We start from the raw sequence: 16,810 nt of genomic DNA on the forward strand, positions 1-16,810 counted from the left end.
TCAGGCTTTATATTTCAATATTTCAATATTTCAACATTTAAACTTACATTTGCGATTGAATATAGTTTTGCAAACCAATCAATTCAATCAGACGAATCTGTTTTTCCAGCCAGTAAGTATGATCTTCTTCCGTATCCGACATTTGCTGACGAAGCATATCACGGCTCACATAATCACCTTTCTCTTCACACAATTTCACGCCTTGTGCCAATTTTTCACGTACATGATATTCGAGTTTTAAATCTGCTTTTAAACAGCTCAGCACATCTTCACCAGTTTCGATGTCATCACGGTTCATATTCGGTGTACCCTCTAAAAACAGTACACGGCGAATAAGCGCATCGGCATGAGCAGCTTCTTCCTGCATTTCATGATCGATCCGTTCAAAAATCTTGCTTAAACCCCAATCTTCATACATACGAGAATGAATCAGGTATTGATCACGAGCTGCCAGTTCGCCACCAATCAGCATATTTAGATAGTCTACGACTTCTGGATTGCCACGCATTTTCAATACTCCATACCCTTTTTGCGTATTATGGACAAAACTAAACATCAATGCAAAATAAAAATTGTGTAAGTTTATGATTTTTATAAAATTAAAATGAGAAACACTTACATTTACAGTTTTAGTTGAATAAATTCCCATTTATAAAACAATGTCTTGCACTCAGTACTCAGCTTAGATGAACAAGATCAAAGTACTTTTATAATGTATTGGTTTTTTGTAACTAGGTTCAAAATCATTGTGGCATATATTCATTGAACTATATGCGTATCAAATCAGAAACGCTGAGTGCATCGGCATCAGGTTATTATATATAAGCAAAATTGAGCTTGTTCATTGGTATAAGCAGGCCAAATCTTAGTCATGCACCGACAAGCTCACTCATCCTCAGCGAAAATAGGCTTAAGCTGAAGTCCAACGTGCATTTCTCCATGCTTGTTGTTGCTTTAAATCTAAAAAAGTCCAAGCGACAAAACGACTTTCTTTTTGCCCCTGCGTCATTTTAATGGTTTTCACATCCACTGCTCCGCTCTTACGCAACGCATTTAAAAGCAAAGGCAATGTTGTTTTCTTGGAAACCAGTGTGCTAAACCAAAGACATTGCTCAGCAAACTGTATGCTCTCTTGTACCATTTGGCAGACAAAGCGTTCTTCACCACCGTCACACCAGAGTTCATTTTTTTGACCACCAAAGTTTAACACCACCTTCGTCCGATCAACCGGCTTGCCAAGTTTTCTTAATTTTTGAGTTGCTGTGGCATTTGCTTCATCTTGCGAGGCATGAAATGGCGGGTTACACATCGTCAAATCAAAATGATCTGTGGGTTTAATCACACCTTTGAAAATATTGCTTGAGTTCTTCTGCAATCGAATCTGAATCCCTTTACGCAAATTTGGATTCGCCTCCACAATGAATTGAGCACTTTTAAAGGATGTAGAATGAATGTCTGAGCCGACAAATTTCCAACCATAGCTACGATGACCAATGATCGGATAAATACAGTTTGCTCCCACCCCAATATCCAACACTTGAACGGCATGCCCTGTTGGAATCTGACCTTTATTATTGGCACTCAACAAGTCAGCCAAATAGTGGATATAGTCAGCTCTACCCGGAATAGGCGGACAAAGAAAATCTTGAGGAATATCCCAATATTGAATGCCATAAAAATGTTTCAGCAATGCTTTATTGAGCATTTTCACAGCCTGTGGATCAGAAAAATCGACTGAAAGATCGTTATATTTATTTGGGCTAACAAAAGGTGCAAGTTCCGGACAAGTCTGCATTAACTGAGGAAAATCGTAACGACTGCGATGCAGATTTCGTGCATGTAATTGCGATTTTTGTTGCGGAAAAGTTTTCTTTGCTTGCGCCATGTGTATGCCAATAATCAACGGGAGAACAGAATCATCTGATAAGACAGGCTCAATACCTGTCAATAGATCGATATTGTACGTGAATTCAGCTCATCATGACGATCCCAACCCAATCAAGCCATAAAAAAGACATCCGAGGATGTCTTTTTTAATTCATGCTTAAGATCGATTAAGCAGGAAGTTGACCATGCTCTTTCATCAAAGCAATAAACTGTTCTTCGTTGATCACAGCGACACCGAGTTTTTCTGCCTTATCCAGCTTGGAACCGGCTTTTTCACCGGCAACCACACATTTGGTTTTACTGGATACACTGCCACTGACCCGAGCGCCTAAGGCCTGGAGTAACTGTGTTGCCTCATCCCGCCCCATACTACTTAGCGTACCCGTCACCACCCAGCTTTCGCCATTTAGTGGCTGACGTGTCGGGGCAACTGGAGCATCCCAGTGAATTCCCGCTTCAAGCAAACGCTTGACCACTTCCAGATTATGCGGCGCCTTAAAGAAATCGATAATCCATTCAGCGGTAATCTCCCCAACATCCGGCGTTTTCTTCAAGGCTTCAATATCGGCATTTTGCAGTGCTTCAAAAGTCTGGAAAGTATTGGCCAGCATACGTGCAGTGGTTTCTCCCACGCCACGAATCCCTAAAGCATAAATAAAGGAAGCCAATGTCGTTTTCTTGCTGTTTTCAATTGCATCAAACAGGTTTTGTACCGATTTTTCACCCATTTTATCAATGTTTAAAAGCTGTTCACGATGTTCGTGCAAGCAGTAAATATCCGCCACATTTTTGAGCAGGTCGAGATGGAGTAAACATTCCACCCAGCGATCGCCCAGACCTTCAATATCCATGGCCTTACGCGAAACAAAGTGGCGAATGGCTTCAATTCGCTGGGCTGCGCAGTACAAACCGCCAGAACAGCGTGCCAATGCCTCGCCTTCAGGCATCACCACCGGCGAATCACAAACAGGACAATTTTCCGGTAAATGAACCTCTACTGCCTCATCCGGGCGGAATTCCGGCCAGACTTTTTCCACTTTCGGAATCACGTCACCGCTACGGTATACGCTGACGGTATCGCCAATTCGGACATCTAAACGGTGGATTTCGCCAATATTATGCAGGGTGACATTGGACACCGTGACCCCACCGACCGCGACAGGGTTTAAACGTGCAACCGGAGTTAAAGTTCCGGTACGCCCCACTTGCCAGTCAATATTTTCTACCGTGGTTAAAGCCGCCACCGCCGGGAATTTATAGGCGGTTGCCCAACGGGGTTCACGGCTCAAAAACCCGAGCTGTCTTTGCTGTTTTAAGTCATCGACCTTGATGACCAGACCATCAATTTCAACACTTAAATCGGCACGTTCTGCATTGATTTTTTCATAGGCTTTTTGTACATCCTGAATCGTGTCACAAATAAAATGACTTTCCCCGATGGTAAAACCAAACTGGGTTAACCATTCCAGACTGGCATACATGGTGGTCTGGCCATGATGCGGTTCGCACTGCGCTATACCATAAGCATAAAAGGCCAGTGGACGTGAGGCTGCAACATTTGGGTCGAGCTGGCGCAGACTGCCTGCCGCTGCATTACGCGGGTTGGCAAAGGTCTTTTCACCTTTAGCTTCATTTTCGGCATTCAGCTTTTCAAAACCTGCTTTAGGAATCAGCACTTCACCACGCACTTCAAGCAGCGTCGGCACCTGAACCTGTGCAGAGCTTAGAACTTTCGGCAAGTTACGGATGGTTTTGACATTATGGGTAATATCTTCACCGGTTTCGCCGTCACCACGGGTAACACCACGCACCAGCACGCCATTTTCATACCACAGGGAAATGGCCAGGCCATCGAATTTCAGTTCGACATCGTATTGAATCTTCTGGTTTGGTAAACGCTCTTCGATACGGCGGGCAAAAGCGAACAGTTCTTCCTGATTAAAGACATTACCCAATGACAGCATCGGTACGGCATGGGTCACGCTGGCAAATTTAGTAAGCGCTTTGCCACCCACTTTATTGGTCGGAGTATCCGCCTGTACATATTCGGGATATTGTTCTTCTAAAGCCTTGAGCTGATGAAAGAGCTGATCATATTCACTATCTTCAATGCTGGGTTGATCCATTACATAATAGGCATGGTTATGCTTGGCTAAAATTTGAATCAATTGACGCATTTGCGCTTTGATAGTTGAATCTTCGGTCATATCTACACCATAAAAAAGGGCGGTCTATTTCCGCCCTTCATAACTATTTGATCTATCCGCTATTATAGAAATCGAGTCCGTCAGTTTCAAACTAAACTTCTGTACTTTGACCTTCACGATAGTCGATTGCGAAATGACGCCATTGTTCACGTAATTGCGGCGTAAATTCCTGATTGTTCTGGTCATACACGGTGCCGTCAATTTCACGGGCAATCAGACGCGAAATGCTGTCCATGGTATCAAAAGCATTTTGCACATCGCTGTGTGGCAGTGCCAGGAAGAAAGCCAAACCTTTCACCTGTTCAGTCGACAAGGTTTCCAGATCAAAACCGGCTGCACCTTCGTCGGTAATTTGCAAAACAGAAAACAGTAACTTGCTGCCGTCTTCAGTATAACGATGGAAACAGGCCATTTCACCAAAACGCAGGCCATATTTAAGCAAGACTTTTAAAGTTTTTTCCCCGGAAAGCACCCGGCGTTCCGGATAAATATTCAAGGCAATAAATTCGGCTGCAGTCGATAAGGCACTGGCTTCATCCACGCGTTGCTGTTCATGCAAATGCTCATCCAGAATGCTGCTTTCATCTTCAAAGTCTGAAATTTCGGCTTTTTCAATGCTGCTGTTCAGGTTAAATTCATCTGCTTTTTTATCTTCACCCTGTTGAGCCTGCCCTGAGCTGGCTTCAGATTTTACTTCTTCTACAGCTGTAGCATCTGCTTTCAACTCCGCCTGAGCGGGTGCTGCTGCCTGTTCAACCTGAGCGGTTTCAACCTTTTCTGCTTGCGCTTCTGCCTGCTGAGCTGCCGGAAGCTGTTCAGCCGCCGTTTCAGTTAAAGTGGGTTCAACACGTTCGGCTTCTTTTGCACTTTGTAGTTGATCACGCACATGACGAGGAATGACCGGTTGCTGGCTGTCAGAATTGACATGAAGTTCCGAATCTAGTGACGGTGCTGCATCCCCAGGTTTTTTAAACAATAATCTTAAACCGAATAGCATAATGATGATGGCGATAACTATGCCAACAATCGTAGTGACTTCCATACTATGACTCCGCAACTAAACCGTATTCTTTTGCCTGTTCCAAATCGACAGTGACTAATTTTGAGGTGCCCGGTTCTGGCATGGTAACACCTAACAAATCGGTTGCCATCGTCATTGCAACTTTATTATGGGTAATGTAAATGAATTGCACCTGTTCAGAAAGTTCTTTTACCAGATTACAAAACCGTCCCACATTGGCATCGTCCAAAGGTGCATCGACCTCATCCAGTACACAGAACGGTGCCGGATTTAAACGGAAGATGGCAAATACCAATGCCAATGCTGTTAATGCTTTTTCACCACCAGAGAGTAACGCCAGAGAACTGTTCCGTTTACCCGGTGGACGCGCCATTAGTTTTACACCCGATTGCCAGTCGTCTTCAAGGCTTAAACTGGCTTCCCCGCCATTAAATACTTTCGGGAACAGGTCTTGCAGTTCATGATTGACCTGATCAAAGGTGGTCATAAACAATTTGCGGGTTTCCTGATCAATACTTTTCATGGCGCCCTGTAACTGATCGACTGTTTTTTCCAGGTCTTCAATCTGATGACTCAGTTCTTCAAAGCGACTGGAGACTTCCTCATATTCTTCAGAAGCCGCCAGATTGACCGCACCCAGTTTTTCAAACTGCTGCTGCGCTTTTTCCAGGGTTTGTTGATGGCTGGCAATATCAATACTCAGCCCCGTGAGCATTTCACTATTCATCTCTTTTAACTGTTCAGAATAGTGCTGCCAGTCAGACTTGGCTGCTTGCCAGGCCAAGCGTTTCTCTTCTAACTGGCCACGCAATTTCTCGTCTTGCTGCTGGTGCTGATGGCGCTGTTCGGTCAGGTGCTGCTGTTTTTCTTGAACACTGTTCAGTTCAGCCTGCCATTCATTCCAGGTCTTTTGCAACTTCTCGGTAATGTGTGCCTGCTCACTGAATTGAGATTCCAGTGCTGGTAATTCCAGCTGCACCGGATCAACAAACTTTTTCGCCTGCTCCATTTGCGCAATAATCTGTTGATATTGCGCTTTGGAGAAAGAAGCATCTTTTTCCAGCAATTCAATTTGCTGCCGGGTTTGCGTGGCCTGACGACGCAGCAATTCCAGCTCCTGTTGTGCTTGCTGCCAGGTGTGCTGGGTATTTTCCAGCTGCTCGGTCAGTTCCTCAACCTGGAATTGTAGGGTTTTATAATTCGGTAAAGCCTGTTCCAATTTCAGGTTTAAGGCATGCAGATCAATTTCCAGATCATCTTTCTGCATGGCATCCTCTTCCAGCTGCTCATCCAGCTGTTGCAGTTGACTGGCCAATTGCTGTTTCTGAAGCGAAAAAGCCTGAGCCGTACTTTGTACTTTGGCAATGTTGACATCCAGCTGCTGCAATGCTTTTTGCTGTAGCTTTAACTGGTCTTGCTGATCTTGAATGTTTTTTTGCAACATTTGAATCTGTTTTACCAGTTCCGGCAACAGCTGTTCCGCCGTTTCAAGCTGTGGCCACTGCTGTGCCAATGCTGTTTCAATTTCTTCCAAACGGATACGGTGACTCAGTGCCCCTTGTCCTGCCTGACTGGCTTCATCATAAAACAGACCGATCACCCAATCTTGAGCCACCTGATAACCATCCAGCGTCAAGATAGACTGACCAATACCCAATTGCGACTGTAAAGCCAAAGCCTGATGAAGATTGTCTGCAACGGCCACCTGCTGCCAGATGGAATGCTGCGGTGATTCAATCCACTCGGCCAGACATGGCAAACTGGCCAGCTGAATCTGCCCTTTTGCCACCTGAACTTTCAGCTGACGGGCAATACTTTTCGTGAAATCAGTATTCGCATCTAATACTTGTGCAGAGAGCCATTTCGCCAGGAATTTTTCAATCAGATGGGCATGGTCTTTGGCCTGATCTTTGAGCTTCAACACCTGCATCAACTGCACGGCATCGCTCTGGACTTTCGGACTGTTCTTGATCAGCAACTGATGGAGATTTTTCTGTTCCGACTGCAACACCTGAATCGCAGACTTCAAACTTGAAACATCATTTTTCTGCTGCGCATATTGTGCTTGCACTGACTCTAATGTTTGTTTCTGCGTTTGAATGGCTTGTTCCAGCTGTTCAATCTGCTGAGACAGTTGAACTTTTTCACTTTCCAGCTGTTCAATATCCTCCAGCTGGTGCTGATTTTGAATTTGTGCGGCTTGTTGTTGCAAGGTCTGTTTTTGCTGTTCGATCCGGGCAATATTTTTCGCCAACTGCTCACTTTGCGCCAGCATCTGCATTTTTTGCTGCTGCTGTTTTTCAACCTGGGCTTTGACCAGTTCAAATTGCTGTTGTACCTGTTGCTGTTGTACTTTCAAATCGCCCAGACTTTGACTCTGGTCTTGTCCCTGACTTTCTTGCTGCTGTAATTGTTCAGTCTGCTGTTCATGCTGGGCTTGCAAAGTTTCAATTTGCAATTCAATCAGTTGCAGCCGTTCTTTGGTCTGTAGTTTTTGCTGTTCCAGCTGACTCAAAGTTGTCGTATTCTGCTGGAACAAGGACTGCTTCTGTTCCAGCGTCATTTTCAGTTCAGCTAGTTTTTTCTCAGCCTGTTGCCATTCATTTTGCAGTGGCGTGGACTGCTGAATCAGGCGCTGAAATAATTCACTGGTTGCAGTCAGATCATGTTCCAGTGTGGTGAGTTCGGAACGCACCAGCTTGAAGGTTTCGCCCAGCTCATTCATCTGCACAGTATATTCTTGCTGTAAGCGGCTGCTTTGCTCACATTGAAATGACAGCACTTCCACTTTTATGGTGCGAATCCGGGTTTCCAGTTCTTTATATTGAATGGCGGTTTCGGATTGACGTTTCAGGGTTTTCAGCTGGGATTTCAGTTCCGCGGCAATATCTTCAAGACGGGATAAATTTTGCGTGGTGTGATCCAGATGCAATAGGGTTTCACGGCGACGTGCCTGATAACGGGAAACACCGGCAGCTTCTTCAATAAACACCCGCATTTCTTCCGGTTTGGCATCGACCAGACGGTTAATCATGCCCTGTTCAATGATCGCGTAAGAGCGCGGACCCAAACCGGTTCCCAAGAAAATGTCGGTGATGTCACGACGACGGCATTTGGTGCCATTTAAAAAATATTCGGACTTGCCATCACGGTTGACCTGACGACGTACAGCCAATTCGTTATAGGCATTATAAGCGCCACCGAGCTTGCCATAGGTATTGTCAAAACGCAGTTCGACACTAGCGACCCCGACCGGTTTACGTTTTGCAGTTCCGGTAAAAATCACATCCTGCATGCTGCCGCCACGCAGCTGGCGCGCACTGGACTCTCCCATTACCCAGCGTATGGCATCAATGACATTGGATTTACCACAACCGTTGGGCCCAACCACAGCGGTACGATTTGCCTTGAAATGTAAAGTTGTACTGTCGGCAAAAGATTTAAAGCCGGAAAGTTTTAAGCTGCTTAAACGCATAATGTCCTGATCAACGTCGTGAACGTCTTGCCCATGCAAGTTCGATTTGTTTCATCCGTGTCAGAGATTCCAACACAAGGTTACGCAAGTGTCGACAAAAATCATCCATAAATAAAGTAGCTTGTTGTGATTTTCGGATCAAAACTGCATCAGTCACCAGCTTAAACAATTCAAATGATTCCTGCAGTTCGCGATGCGAGATATTTAAGGTTAAAAAATAGCTGCGGCGCAGTGAAGGTAACAGTTCCTGGTAGACTTTCATTAAATAAGGATTGCCGACCATTTCATGCTGACGAGACAAGCCCTGAAAGATTAAATCATAAAATTTTTCAGTATGGCCGTGACGGGTTTCTTCCTGCAACTGTTGCAATAATGCCTGAATGCTTTCGGCTTCATGCGGACGCCAGGTTTCGGCCATGCGTTGCACGATTTGCCCACACAGCAATGCACACATTTCAAACAGGGCACGTACCTGCTGGGCAGACATTTCCGAGACAATCGCCCCACGACGGGGATAAATTTCGATTAATTGGGTACGCTCCAGCAGCAGTAAGGCTTCGCGTACCGAACCACGACTGACATCCAGTTCAGAGGAAATGCGCAATTCTTGAATGCGTTCCCCCTCTACCAGTTCACCGCGAATGATTTGCTCACTAATATGCCTGGCAATCTGCTCGGACAAACTGTCCTTTTCTTGTTCTTGCATACTGTTCCTATCTTGTTTTTATAAGATGCAATCAAAAAAATTGGATAAACCCTGTGGATAAATCCTGATTGTTACGTGCTTTTTTACTTGATTTTAATTGCAAAAAATATGACATTGTCAGACAATTTTCAAGTCGATAAAGCCAATATCAGTTTGTGATCAGTAGATCGGATAAAACTGTCTATTTCCGTCAAATATCCTGCTCTAGACTCACTTCAACCTAAGCGATTCATTTAAATTATAAAATAAAAATTATTCTTAGTTCAGCACATCCTTAGAAAAACAGCAGGATAAGTGATCTCAAGGTGCGTATGCAAAAACCATAGCACACCTTTTCATCTCTTTTATATGGTTTTTAAATTAAAAAAAGGCTGAAAAACCTTGATAAATAAAATACGAACCGACAGTTGCCAACAGGCAGGCAAAACATCTTTTCAGCATGGCTGGCGATAGTTTATGCGCCACTTTTGCACCTAATTTAGCCGTCATAAAACTCATGACACTAATACCAATAAAGGCATAGATATGCACATAGCCAATGCTATGCGGTATTTCAGTTTCGGTATTGGAACCAAACCACATAAAGCCTAACGCCCCAGCAATGGCAATCGGTAAGCCGCCTGCAGCCGAGGTGGCTACCGCTTTCTGGATCACTACGCCATGACGACTTAAATACGGTACGGTCAAGCTGCCACCACCAATACCGAATATGGCAGAGGCGATTCCGATTCCGCCGCCAGCCAGAATCTGCATGGCTCTGGAAGGTAAATGATGATTCGGGTCCACCGCTTTGCTTGCACCATTAAACATGGTATATGCCACCCAAAGGGCAAAAAAGCCGATTAATAATTGCAAGCCCTGACCCGACATATAGTCCGCAATACCGGCTCCTAAAAATGCCCCTAAAGCCAGTCCCGGCGCTAAATTACGAAATACATCCCACATCACCGCGCCTCTTTTATGGTGCGCTGTGACCGAGCTGATGGAAGTGACAATAATGGTCGCTAAAGATGTACCCACAGCCAGATGCATAATCACCGATGGATCATAATGTAACTGGGTAAATACAATATAAAGAATGGGAACAATAATCAGGCCGCCACCAACGCCAAACAGCCCGGCAGCAAAACCCGCCATTGCACCAATCAATAAATATATGATTAACTCCATTATTCACATTCCACGATTACTTAGATTTAAATGGATTTAGAGACCCGACAGCTGCAAAAAATCCTCGATGATGCCCATCAGCTTCCTGAAGTTTTGTTACTCAAACCCGTCACCACGTCGACCAATGACGATGTACGTGAAATTGCACTGAAAGGCGTGCACAGTGTTCTGGTTTGCAGTTCCAAACAGACTCAAGGTCGTGGACAGCGTCAACGACAGTGGGTATCGCCTGAAGGCAACATCTATTTAAGCACATTGCTGAATACGCGAACAGCCATTGATGGCCGGCTGGCGCTTGAAATCGCACTGAATATTTTACAAATGCCGAGTTTGCAAAATTTAGATTTGCAAGTGAAATGGCCGAATGACCTATATAGTAGACAAGGTAAATGGGGTGGCATTCTGGTTGAACCGATTTCCCCTCATCAGGTCATTGTCGGTGTCGGGATTAATCTTGAACCTGTTCTCAAAGCACAGATTGACCAGCATGCCACCTCACTGCGTGAATTGGGATTACAGGATATTTCCCGTATTCAGCTGATTGCTGAACTGTATATGGAGATTCAGCAAGCCAGTGCATGGTTTGATCATGACTGCTATAACCTAGCGGCACGCTTTAATCATTATGCGGCTTTTAAAAACCAAGCTGTTGAATTTGAAGACCATTCGGGAGTATGTTCAGGTATCTTCCTGGGCATTCAGGACGATGGCTCTGTCACGATTGAAACCCCTGAAGGTTTAAAACAGTTTTATCAAGGGCGTTTACGCCGCCTGAATACCTCTCTTTAGAGAAATGCAATGAAGAATTTATGGCTGGATATCGGCAATACCCGACTCAAATACTGGATTACTGAAAATCATCAGGTAATTGAACATGACGCAGAACTGCATCTGCAATCCCCTGCCGACCTGCTACTCGGTTTAATCCAGCATTTTAAAAGTCTGGATCTGCAACAAGTCGGGGTGTCTTCGGTTCAGGACAAAAAGAACAATGAACGCATCCAAAAAATTCTCAAGTTTTTAAATGTTCCGGTGACTTTTGCCAAAGTCCATGCCGAATATGCCGGCTTACGCTGTGCCTATGAAGATACCAGCAAGTTCGGGATTGACCGCTGGCTGCAAATGCTGGCTGTCGTGAACAATCCGGAGCAAAAATATTGTGTGATCAGTTGTGGAACTGCACTGACCATTGACCTCACCGATGGCTTGCAACACTTGGGCGGTTATATCCTGCCGAACCTGTACCTACAGCGTGATTCCCTGATTCAAAATACCAAAGGCATCAAGATTCCCGATGCCATATTTGATGAGCTTAGCCCAGGTCGCAATACCATTGATGCCGTTCATCATGGCATTCTGCTCAGTCTGGTCAGCACCATTGAAAAGGTCCTGGAAAAGTATCCAGGCGAACTGATTTTAACTGGTGGTGATGCACCGCTATTTGCTAAATATTTGACAGCTTATCAGCCTGTTATTGAGCCGGATCTATTGCTGAAAGGGCTGCAAAATTATATTTATTCCTTGGCTGAAGCCTGATTTTAACGAATAGGATTTAGCGAATCAGATAAGGTTGTATCGTCTGCCAGACTTCCGGCAGTTCGGTGCAGCCTTTTATAAAAATGAATGGCTGAATGTGTGCATCCGGCAATTTACCTCATTACTTGCATAAAGATTGCAATAGATTCCCACCAGATTAATGCAGCAGCAAAGGTTTTAGCACATCCCAGACCTGGTTAAATTCATCAAAACCATCACTGCGCATAAAATGCCCGGCATGGTTCACCTCCTGCATCTGGGCATTAATGTAATGACCTAGCAGTACAGCTTTGGGCGGTGACACATAAGGATCATTACAGGAAAACAGTAAAAATCGGGTCGCAATCTGTTTTTGCAAAATGGCCATGTCTAATTTTGCCTGCCGAATAAAACCGTCCAATTCGGGTAATGCAGTGAGTTTATCCTTAAAGCCAGCCACCAGTATCAGCCCTTTAATTGAAGTCTGACTGAGTGCCTGAGTCAAAAAATGCAGACTGGCAAGACAACCTAAACCATGCGCGACAATAATGCTTTCTGAATCTAAATGGGGTATTTGCAGCTGTATTGCTGTTTGCCAGCTTTGAAAATTCGGTGCGTTCGGATCGGGTAAGATTAGTCGCCTTGCCAGATGGCCTGAATGCTGAATTTGCTGGCTAAGCCAGGGAAACCAGTGATCATTAGGAGAAGCTTGATCACCATGCACAATATAAACTTGCTTTTGTAATTGTGACATATCTGTTCTTCTTATTATAAATTGTAGAATGAGTCATATTTATTCAATTATGATATGCCGATGAGAATCAAAAAATCCAGCCTGTTCATCACAAAATAAACCGGATTGTTTCAAAGTGTTTTTAGGATAGGAAAAAAGGCAATAAAAAAGGCGCATTACGCGCCTTCTTGGGATTGATCAGTAAAGCTCAATCTTATTTATCTTTATTGCCGAATAGCGGGCCCATACCGCCGCCACCGAATTGCTTTTGCATATTGCCCAATGAACGCATCATTTTTGCCATACCTGACGGATTGGCAAATTTCTTCATCATTTTCGCCATTTGCGCATGTTGCTTGATCAGTTTATTCACTTCGGCAACATCCATACCACAACCGGCAGCGATACGTTTTTTACGGCTTGGGTTCATCAGGTCCGGGTTACGACGCTCTTTAATGGTCATCGACTGAATAATCGCTTCCATCTTTTTCACTTGCTTTTCAGGGTTCGCCTGTGCAATCGCGTCCTGAATACCCGAGTTACTCATGCCTGGAAGTTTATCCAAGAAGCCCATCATGCCACCCATTTTGTTCATTTGCTCAAATTGCATCAGCATATCTTCAAAGTTGAAGCTGCCGCCTTTTTGCAATTTTTTCGCCATTTTTTCGGCTTTTTCTTTGTCGATCTTGCGTTCAACTTCTTCGACCAAAGAAAGCACGTCACCCATGCCGAGAATACGCTGCGCGATACGCTCAGGATGGAATGGCTCTAGGGCATCAAGTTTTTCACCCATACCCAGGAACTTGATTGGCTTGCCGGTAATCGCACGTACCGAAAGTGCCGCACCACCGCGTGCATCACCATCAGTTTTCGTGAGGATCACACCGGTTAATGGAAGCGCATCATTAAAGGCTTTGGCTGTATTCGCCGCATCCTGACCGGTCATGGCATCGACCACGAACAGGGTTTCAGTCGGCTTGATGGCAGCATGAAGCTCTTTAATTTCGTCCATCATTTCGTCATCGACGTGTAGACGACCTGCGGTATCGACAATCAGCACATCAGCAAACTGGATTTTCGCTTGTTCAATGGCACGGTTGGCAATATCAATTGGTTTTTCATTGGCATTCGATTCAAAGAAAATCGCGCCAACTTCACCCGCTACAGTTTGCAGCTGTTTGATTGCCGCTGGACGATAAACGTCGGCAGAAACCATGGCCACTTTTTTCTTTTGACGCTCTTGCAGGAAACGTGCAAGTTTTGCCGCAGTCGTGGTTTTACCCGCACCTTGCAAACCTGCAAGCAGTACAACCACAGGGGGTTTGGCTGCGAGGTCAAGGCTTTCATTGGCCTCACCCATCATTTTGGTCAGTTCGTCATGGACGATTTTGACGAACGCCTGGCCCGGTGATAACTGAGTCATCACTTCTTGGCCCAATGCCTCTTCCTTAACTTTCGCGATGAACTCACGAGTTACAGGTAACGCCACATCGGCTTCAAGAAGTGCCATACGCACTTCACGTAACGTATCTTTAATATTGTCTTCGGTTAGCTGCCCTGAGCCAGTAACATTTCTTAAACTCTGCGTGAGTCGTTCTGTTAAGGTATCAAACATTGCAAATTCCGCTTAAAATAGCCGTGAGCAAAAAATTGTTTCTTAAAATAGAAAATTTATGCATAGAATGCTATAGGATACTGTAGTTCGCATCGAATTTATATAAATGAATATTCATCATCCTGAAAAAGGTTTGACATGATTAGCCTGCCCTTGGTTTACACGATCTTAGCATTAATCGCTTATACCTCATCTTTCTGGTATCTGTTTATCCACTTAATGTCAAAACGTGATCCAAACCATTGGCTTATTGGGCTGGTACTGGGTTTAGGGGTAATGTTGCACGGGGCTGTGCTGTATAGCGATATGCTGACCCCTTTAGGCATCAATTATGATGTTTTTGTGCTGATGTCATTTACCTCTGGTCTGATGCTGCTGCTCAGCCTGCTGTTTAGTACATTTCGTCCCATTTTGGCACTAAATTTACTGGGTATCCCTGTTGCTGCAATCGGTCTCATTTTAGGTTTTACCTTAAGCAAGACCAATCAGGTGATTGAACAGCATTCTCTGGGCCTAGACATTCATATTATCTTGTCTTTATCGGCCTATGCCGTTCTGCTGATGGCAACTATTCAGGCGGTGATTTTGTGGTTTCAGAACCGTGAATTAAAGAATAAGACCAAAAGACTGTGGGTTAATTTACTGCCTTCATTTCAGGCTATGGAATCATTATTATTTGATTTAATCATTACCGGTTTTATCTTGCTGACTTTAGCGCTTGGTTTTGGTTTCTTTACCATTGAAAATTTCTTTGCCCAGCATTTGGCGCATAAAACGGCGTTTAGTATTATTTCCTGGTTTGTTTATGGCTTCCTGTTGATTGGCCATTATAAATTTGGCTGGCGCGGTCAAAAAGCCATTCGCTTTACCTTGATTGGTTTTATGCTACTTGCGATTGGTTTTATTGGTTCCAAGTTTGTACTGGAAATGATTTTGGGAAAATAAGGCTTTTTTGTTCAGTTTGACTAATTAAAAATGTGGAACATGATAAATCATTAAAAAGGCCCAACCCTTATGGTTTGGACCTTTTTTTCATACGATATATCATTGATTAAAAATAATAAATTGATAGTTTCATATAACTTGTATATGTTAATTTTAGAAAATCTTAATCATCGCTCAAATAAATTATTAATATTTTTCTTCAGAGTACTAGCAATATTAGGATCAAATCCATCTACTAAAAATCTACTCATTAACCCTTCTATTAAAGTATAAATTAGCTCAGATAAATCTTGATGATCCGCTAATAAGCAATTTTTCGATACTAAATCTTTTATCCACTGCTTATGCTTTTTAGAAACGGATATTATATCTTTTTCATTTTGACCAGACTCAGCTACAGCTCTCACGAATAAGCACCCTTTGAAAGATTCTTGTTGAAACCATTCCATATGCCAATCAAAAATTTTATTAATTGCACAAATACCTTCTGCTGTTCCAATGTATTTGAATAAGCTCTCTTTAAATTTTTCATCACGAGCTCTAAGAACCGACTGAACCAACTGATTCTTATTTTTGTAGTAAGTGTACATAGTGGTTTTAGAACAACCAGATTCATCTCGAATTAGATCTACCCCAACGCCAACAAAGCTATTTTGATTAAATAGTCTTTCTGCTGTATCTAAAATTTTTAATGCTGATTTTGACATTTGTCGCACCCCAAAATAGTACAGATCTGTACTATTTTTTATTTTATCTATATTATGGTTTGAAAACAATATTTTGAAAGAGGGGATATAGACATGTTTTCGATTTTTGAAGGAAAGGAAAAATTAGCTGCATTTCCCAAAAGGCATGAAGTTCTTAGAAGTTTATTTGGAGGAACGATCAGCATCTTTCTTCTACTTTTGCTTACTAAATTAACAGGTAATCTCTACATCATGGCTCCTTTTGGCGCTACTTGTGTAATTCTGTATGCTGTTTCACAGTCACCATTGGCACAACCTAGAAATGTTATATTTGGTCATTTCATTTCAGCTTTTATCGGCCTATTTTTCCTTAATTTTTTCCCTGATTCTATTTTGACTATAGCTTTATCTGTAGGCTGTGCAATTGCCTTAATGCAAGTTTTTAGATGTGTACATCCCCCAGCTGGAGCTAATCCATTAGTAATACTTTTAACAGCAAATTCTATCCACTATGAATGGAGTTTCTTGGTTTTTCCTGTGTTATTAGGATCTATAGCTTTAGTTTTGGTTGCTACTGTTATAAATAATATTAAAACTAATAATAAGTGGCCTCTATATGGCTTAGGTTTAATCAGAACCAAGTAATAAATGAGACTGTAAATTAAATTGTGTAATTGCCTGAATTTGCTATGTTCATATTCACAACGGAGTCAGGCAACATGATGAACGAACAAAAACTAAAAGACCTTGCAGCAGAATTTGCTAAAGGAATCAAAACAGAAGACGATCTCAACCAATTCACCCGATTGTTGACTAAACTCACTGTTGAAACGGCTCTCAATGCCGAACT

At 43.3% G+C, this 16,810-nt stretch carries 14 protein-coding genes and 1 pseudogene; 5 read left to right on the forward strand and 10 right to left on the reverse strand.

All coding sequences use genetic code 11. The features are described 5' to 3' along the window. Positions 1–43: 43 nt before the first annotated feature. The 7 genes from ftn to B9T38_RS06980 form a co-directional block, all read right to left on the reverse strand. Entirely contained in the window at positions 44–508 is a 465-nt protein-coding gene (gene ftn / locus B9T38_RS06950; RefSeq protein WP_086196084.1) for a heteropolymeric bacterioferritin subunit Ftn, read from the reverse strand. Between the two features lie 402 nt (positions 509–910). Next, positions 911–1,885 carry a 23S rRNA (adenine(1618)-N(6))-methyltransferase RlmF gene (gene rlmF / locus B9T38_RS06955; protein ID WP_086196085.1) on the reverse strand — a complete coding sequence of 325 codons (975 nt, stop codon included), beginning with the start codon at positions 1,883–1,885 and terminating at the stop codon, positions 911–913. Between the two features lie 169 nt (positions 1,886–2,054). Then, on the reverse strand, positions 2,055–4,094 hold the full coding sequence (gene ligA, locus B9T38_RS06960; protein WP_086196086.1) for an NAD-dependent DNA ligase LigA: 2,040 nt from the start codon (positions 4,092–4,094) through the stop codon (positions 2,055–2,057). A 91-nt stretch (positions 4,095–4,185) separates the two neighbouring features. Further along, positions 4,186–5,136 carry a cell division protein ZipA C-terminal FtsZ-binding domain-containing protein gene (locus B9T38_RS06965; protein ID WP_086196087.1) on the reverse strand — a complete coding sequence of 317 codons (951 nt, stop codon included), beginning with the start codon at positions 5,134–5,136 and terminating at the stop codon, positions 4,186–4,188. Position 5,137: 1 nt separating this feature from the next. Continuing rightward, positions 5,138–8,590, reverse strand: coding sequence for a chromosome segregation protein SMC (gene smc / locus B9T38_RS06970; RefSeq protein ID WP_086196088.1), 3,453 nt, complete (start codon positions 8,588–8,590; stop codon positions 5,138–5,140). A 10-nt stretch (positions 8,591–8,600) separates the two neighbouring features. Continuing rightward, the gene (locus B9T38_RS06975) at positions 8,601–9,296 is read right to left on the reverse strand and encodes a GntR family transcriptional regulator (RefSeq protein WP_086196089.1); all 696 of its coding nucleotides are present in this window, start codon (positions 9,294–9,296) and stop codon (positions 8,601–8,603) included. 360 nt (positions 9,297–9,656) lie between these two features. Beyond that, positions 9,657–10,466, reverse strand: coding sequence for a sulfite exporter TauE/SafE family protein (locus B9T38_RS06980; protein WP_086196090.1), 810 nt, complete (start codon positions 10,464–10,466; stop codon positions 9,657–9,659). A 30-nt stretch (positions 10,467–10,496) separates the two neighbouring features. Between B9T38_RS06980 and B9T38_RS06985 the strand changes: the two genes are divergently transcribed. Then, positions 10,497–11,255, forward strand: a complete 759-nt coding sequence (locus B9T38_RS06985) for a biotin--[acetyl-CoA-carboxylase] ligase (RefSeq protein WP_086196091.1) — start codon at positions 10,497–10,499, stop codon at positions 11,253–11,255. Positions 11,256–11,264: 9 nt separating this feature from the next. After that, the gene (locus B9T38_RS06990; RefSeq protein WP_086196092.1) at positions 11,265–12,002 is read left to right on the forward strand and encodes a type III pantothenate kinase; all 738 of its coding nucleotides are present in this window, start codon (positions 11,265–11,267) and stop codon (positions 12,000–12,002) included. Positions 12,003–12,159: 157 nt separating this feature from the next. Here the strand turns inward: B9T38_RS06990 and B9T38_RS06995 are convergent, their stop codons facing one another. Continuing rightward, the gene (locus tag B9T38_RS06995) at positions 12,160–12,735 is read right to left on the reverse strand and encodes an RBBP9/YdeN family alpha/beta hydrolase (protein ID WP_086196093.1); all 576 of its coding nucleotides are present in this window, start codon (positions 12,733–12,735) and stop codon (positions 12,160–12,162) included. 193 nt (positions 12,736–12,928) lie between these two features. Further along, on the reverse strand, positions 12,929–14,329 hold the full coding sequence (gene ffh / locus B9T38_RS07000) for a signal recognition particle protein (RefSeq protein WP_086196094.1): 1,401 nt from the start codon (positions 14,327–14,329) through the stop codon (positions 12,929–12,931). Between the two features lie 138 nt (positions 14,330–14,467). Between ffh and B9T38_RS07005 the strand changes: the two genes are divergently transcribed. Further along, complete coding sequence (locus tag B9T38_RS07005; protein ID WP_086196095.1) at positions 14,468–15,274, forward strand: cytochrome C assembly family protein; 807 nt, start codon at positions 14,468–14,470, stop codon at positions 15,272–15,274. Between the two features lie 167 nt (positions 15,275–15,441). On the opposite strand, the gene B9T38_RS07010 is transcribed toward B9T38_RS07005, so the two are convergent. Beyond that, a complete protein-coding gene (locus tag B9T38_RS07010; protein WP_086196096.1) occupies positions 15,442–15,981 on the reverse strand; it encodes a TetR/AcrR family transcriptional regulator in 540 nt (179 codons plus the stop codon). Between the two features lie 93 nt (positions 15,982–16,074). Here B9T38_RS07010 and B9T38_RS07015 point away from each other — a divergent pair, with 93 nt between their 5' ends. Together B9T38_RS07015 and B9T38_RS07020 are read left to right on the forward strand one after the other, a co-directional pair. Beyond that, positions 16,075–16,605 (forward strand): HPP family protein, encoded by a 531-nt coding sequence (locus B9T38_RS07015; protein ID WP_086196097.1) that lies wholly within the window; start codon positions 16,075–16,077, stop codon positions 16,603–16,605. Positions 16,606–16,682: 77 nt separating this feature from the next. Continuing rightward, positions 16,683–16,810: pseudogene (locus B9T38_RS07020) on the forward strand (IS256 family transposase); the annotation flags it as partial.

It is taken from the genome of Acinetobacter sp. ANC 4218 (assembly GCF_002135245.1).
In the GTDB taxonomy this organism is placed as follows: Bacteria; Pseudomonadota; Gammaproteobacteria; order Pseudomonadales; family Moraxellaceae; genus Acinetobacter.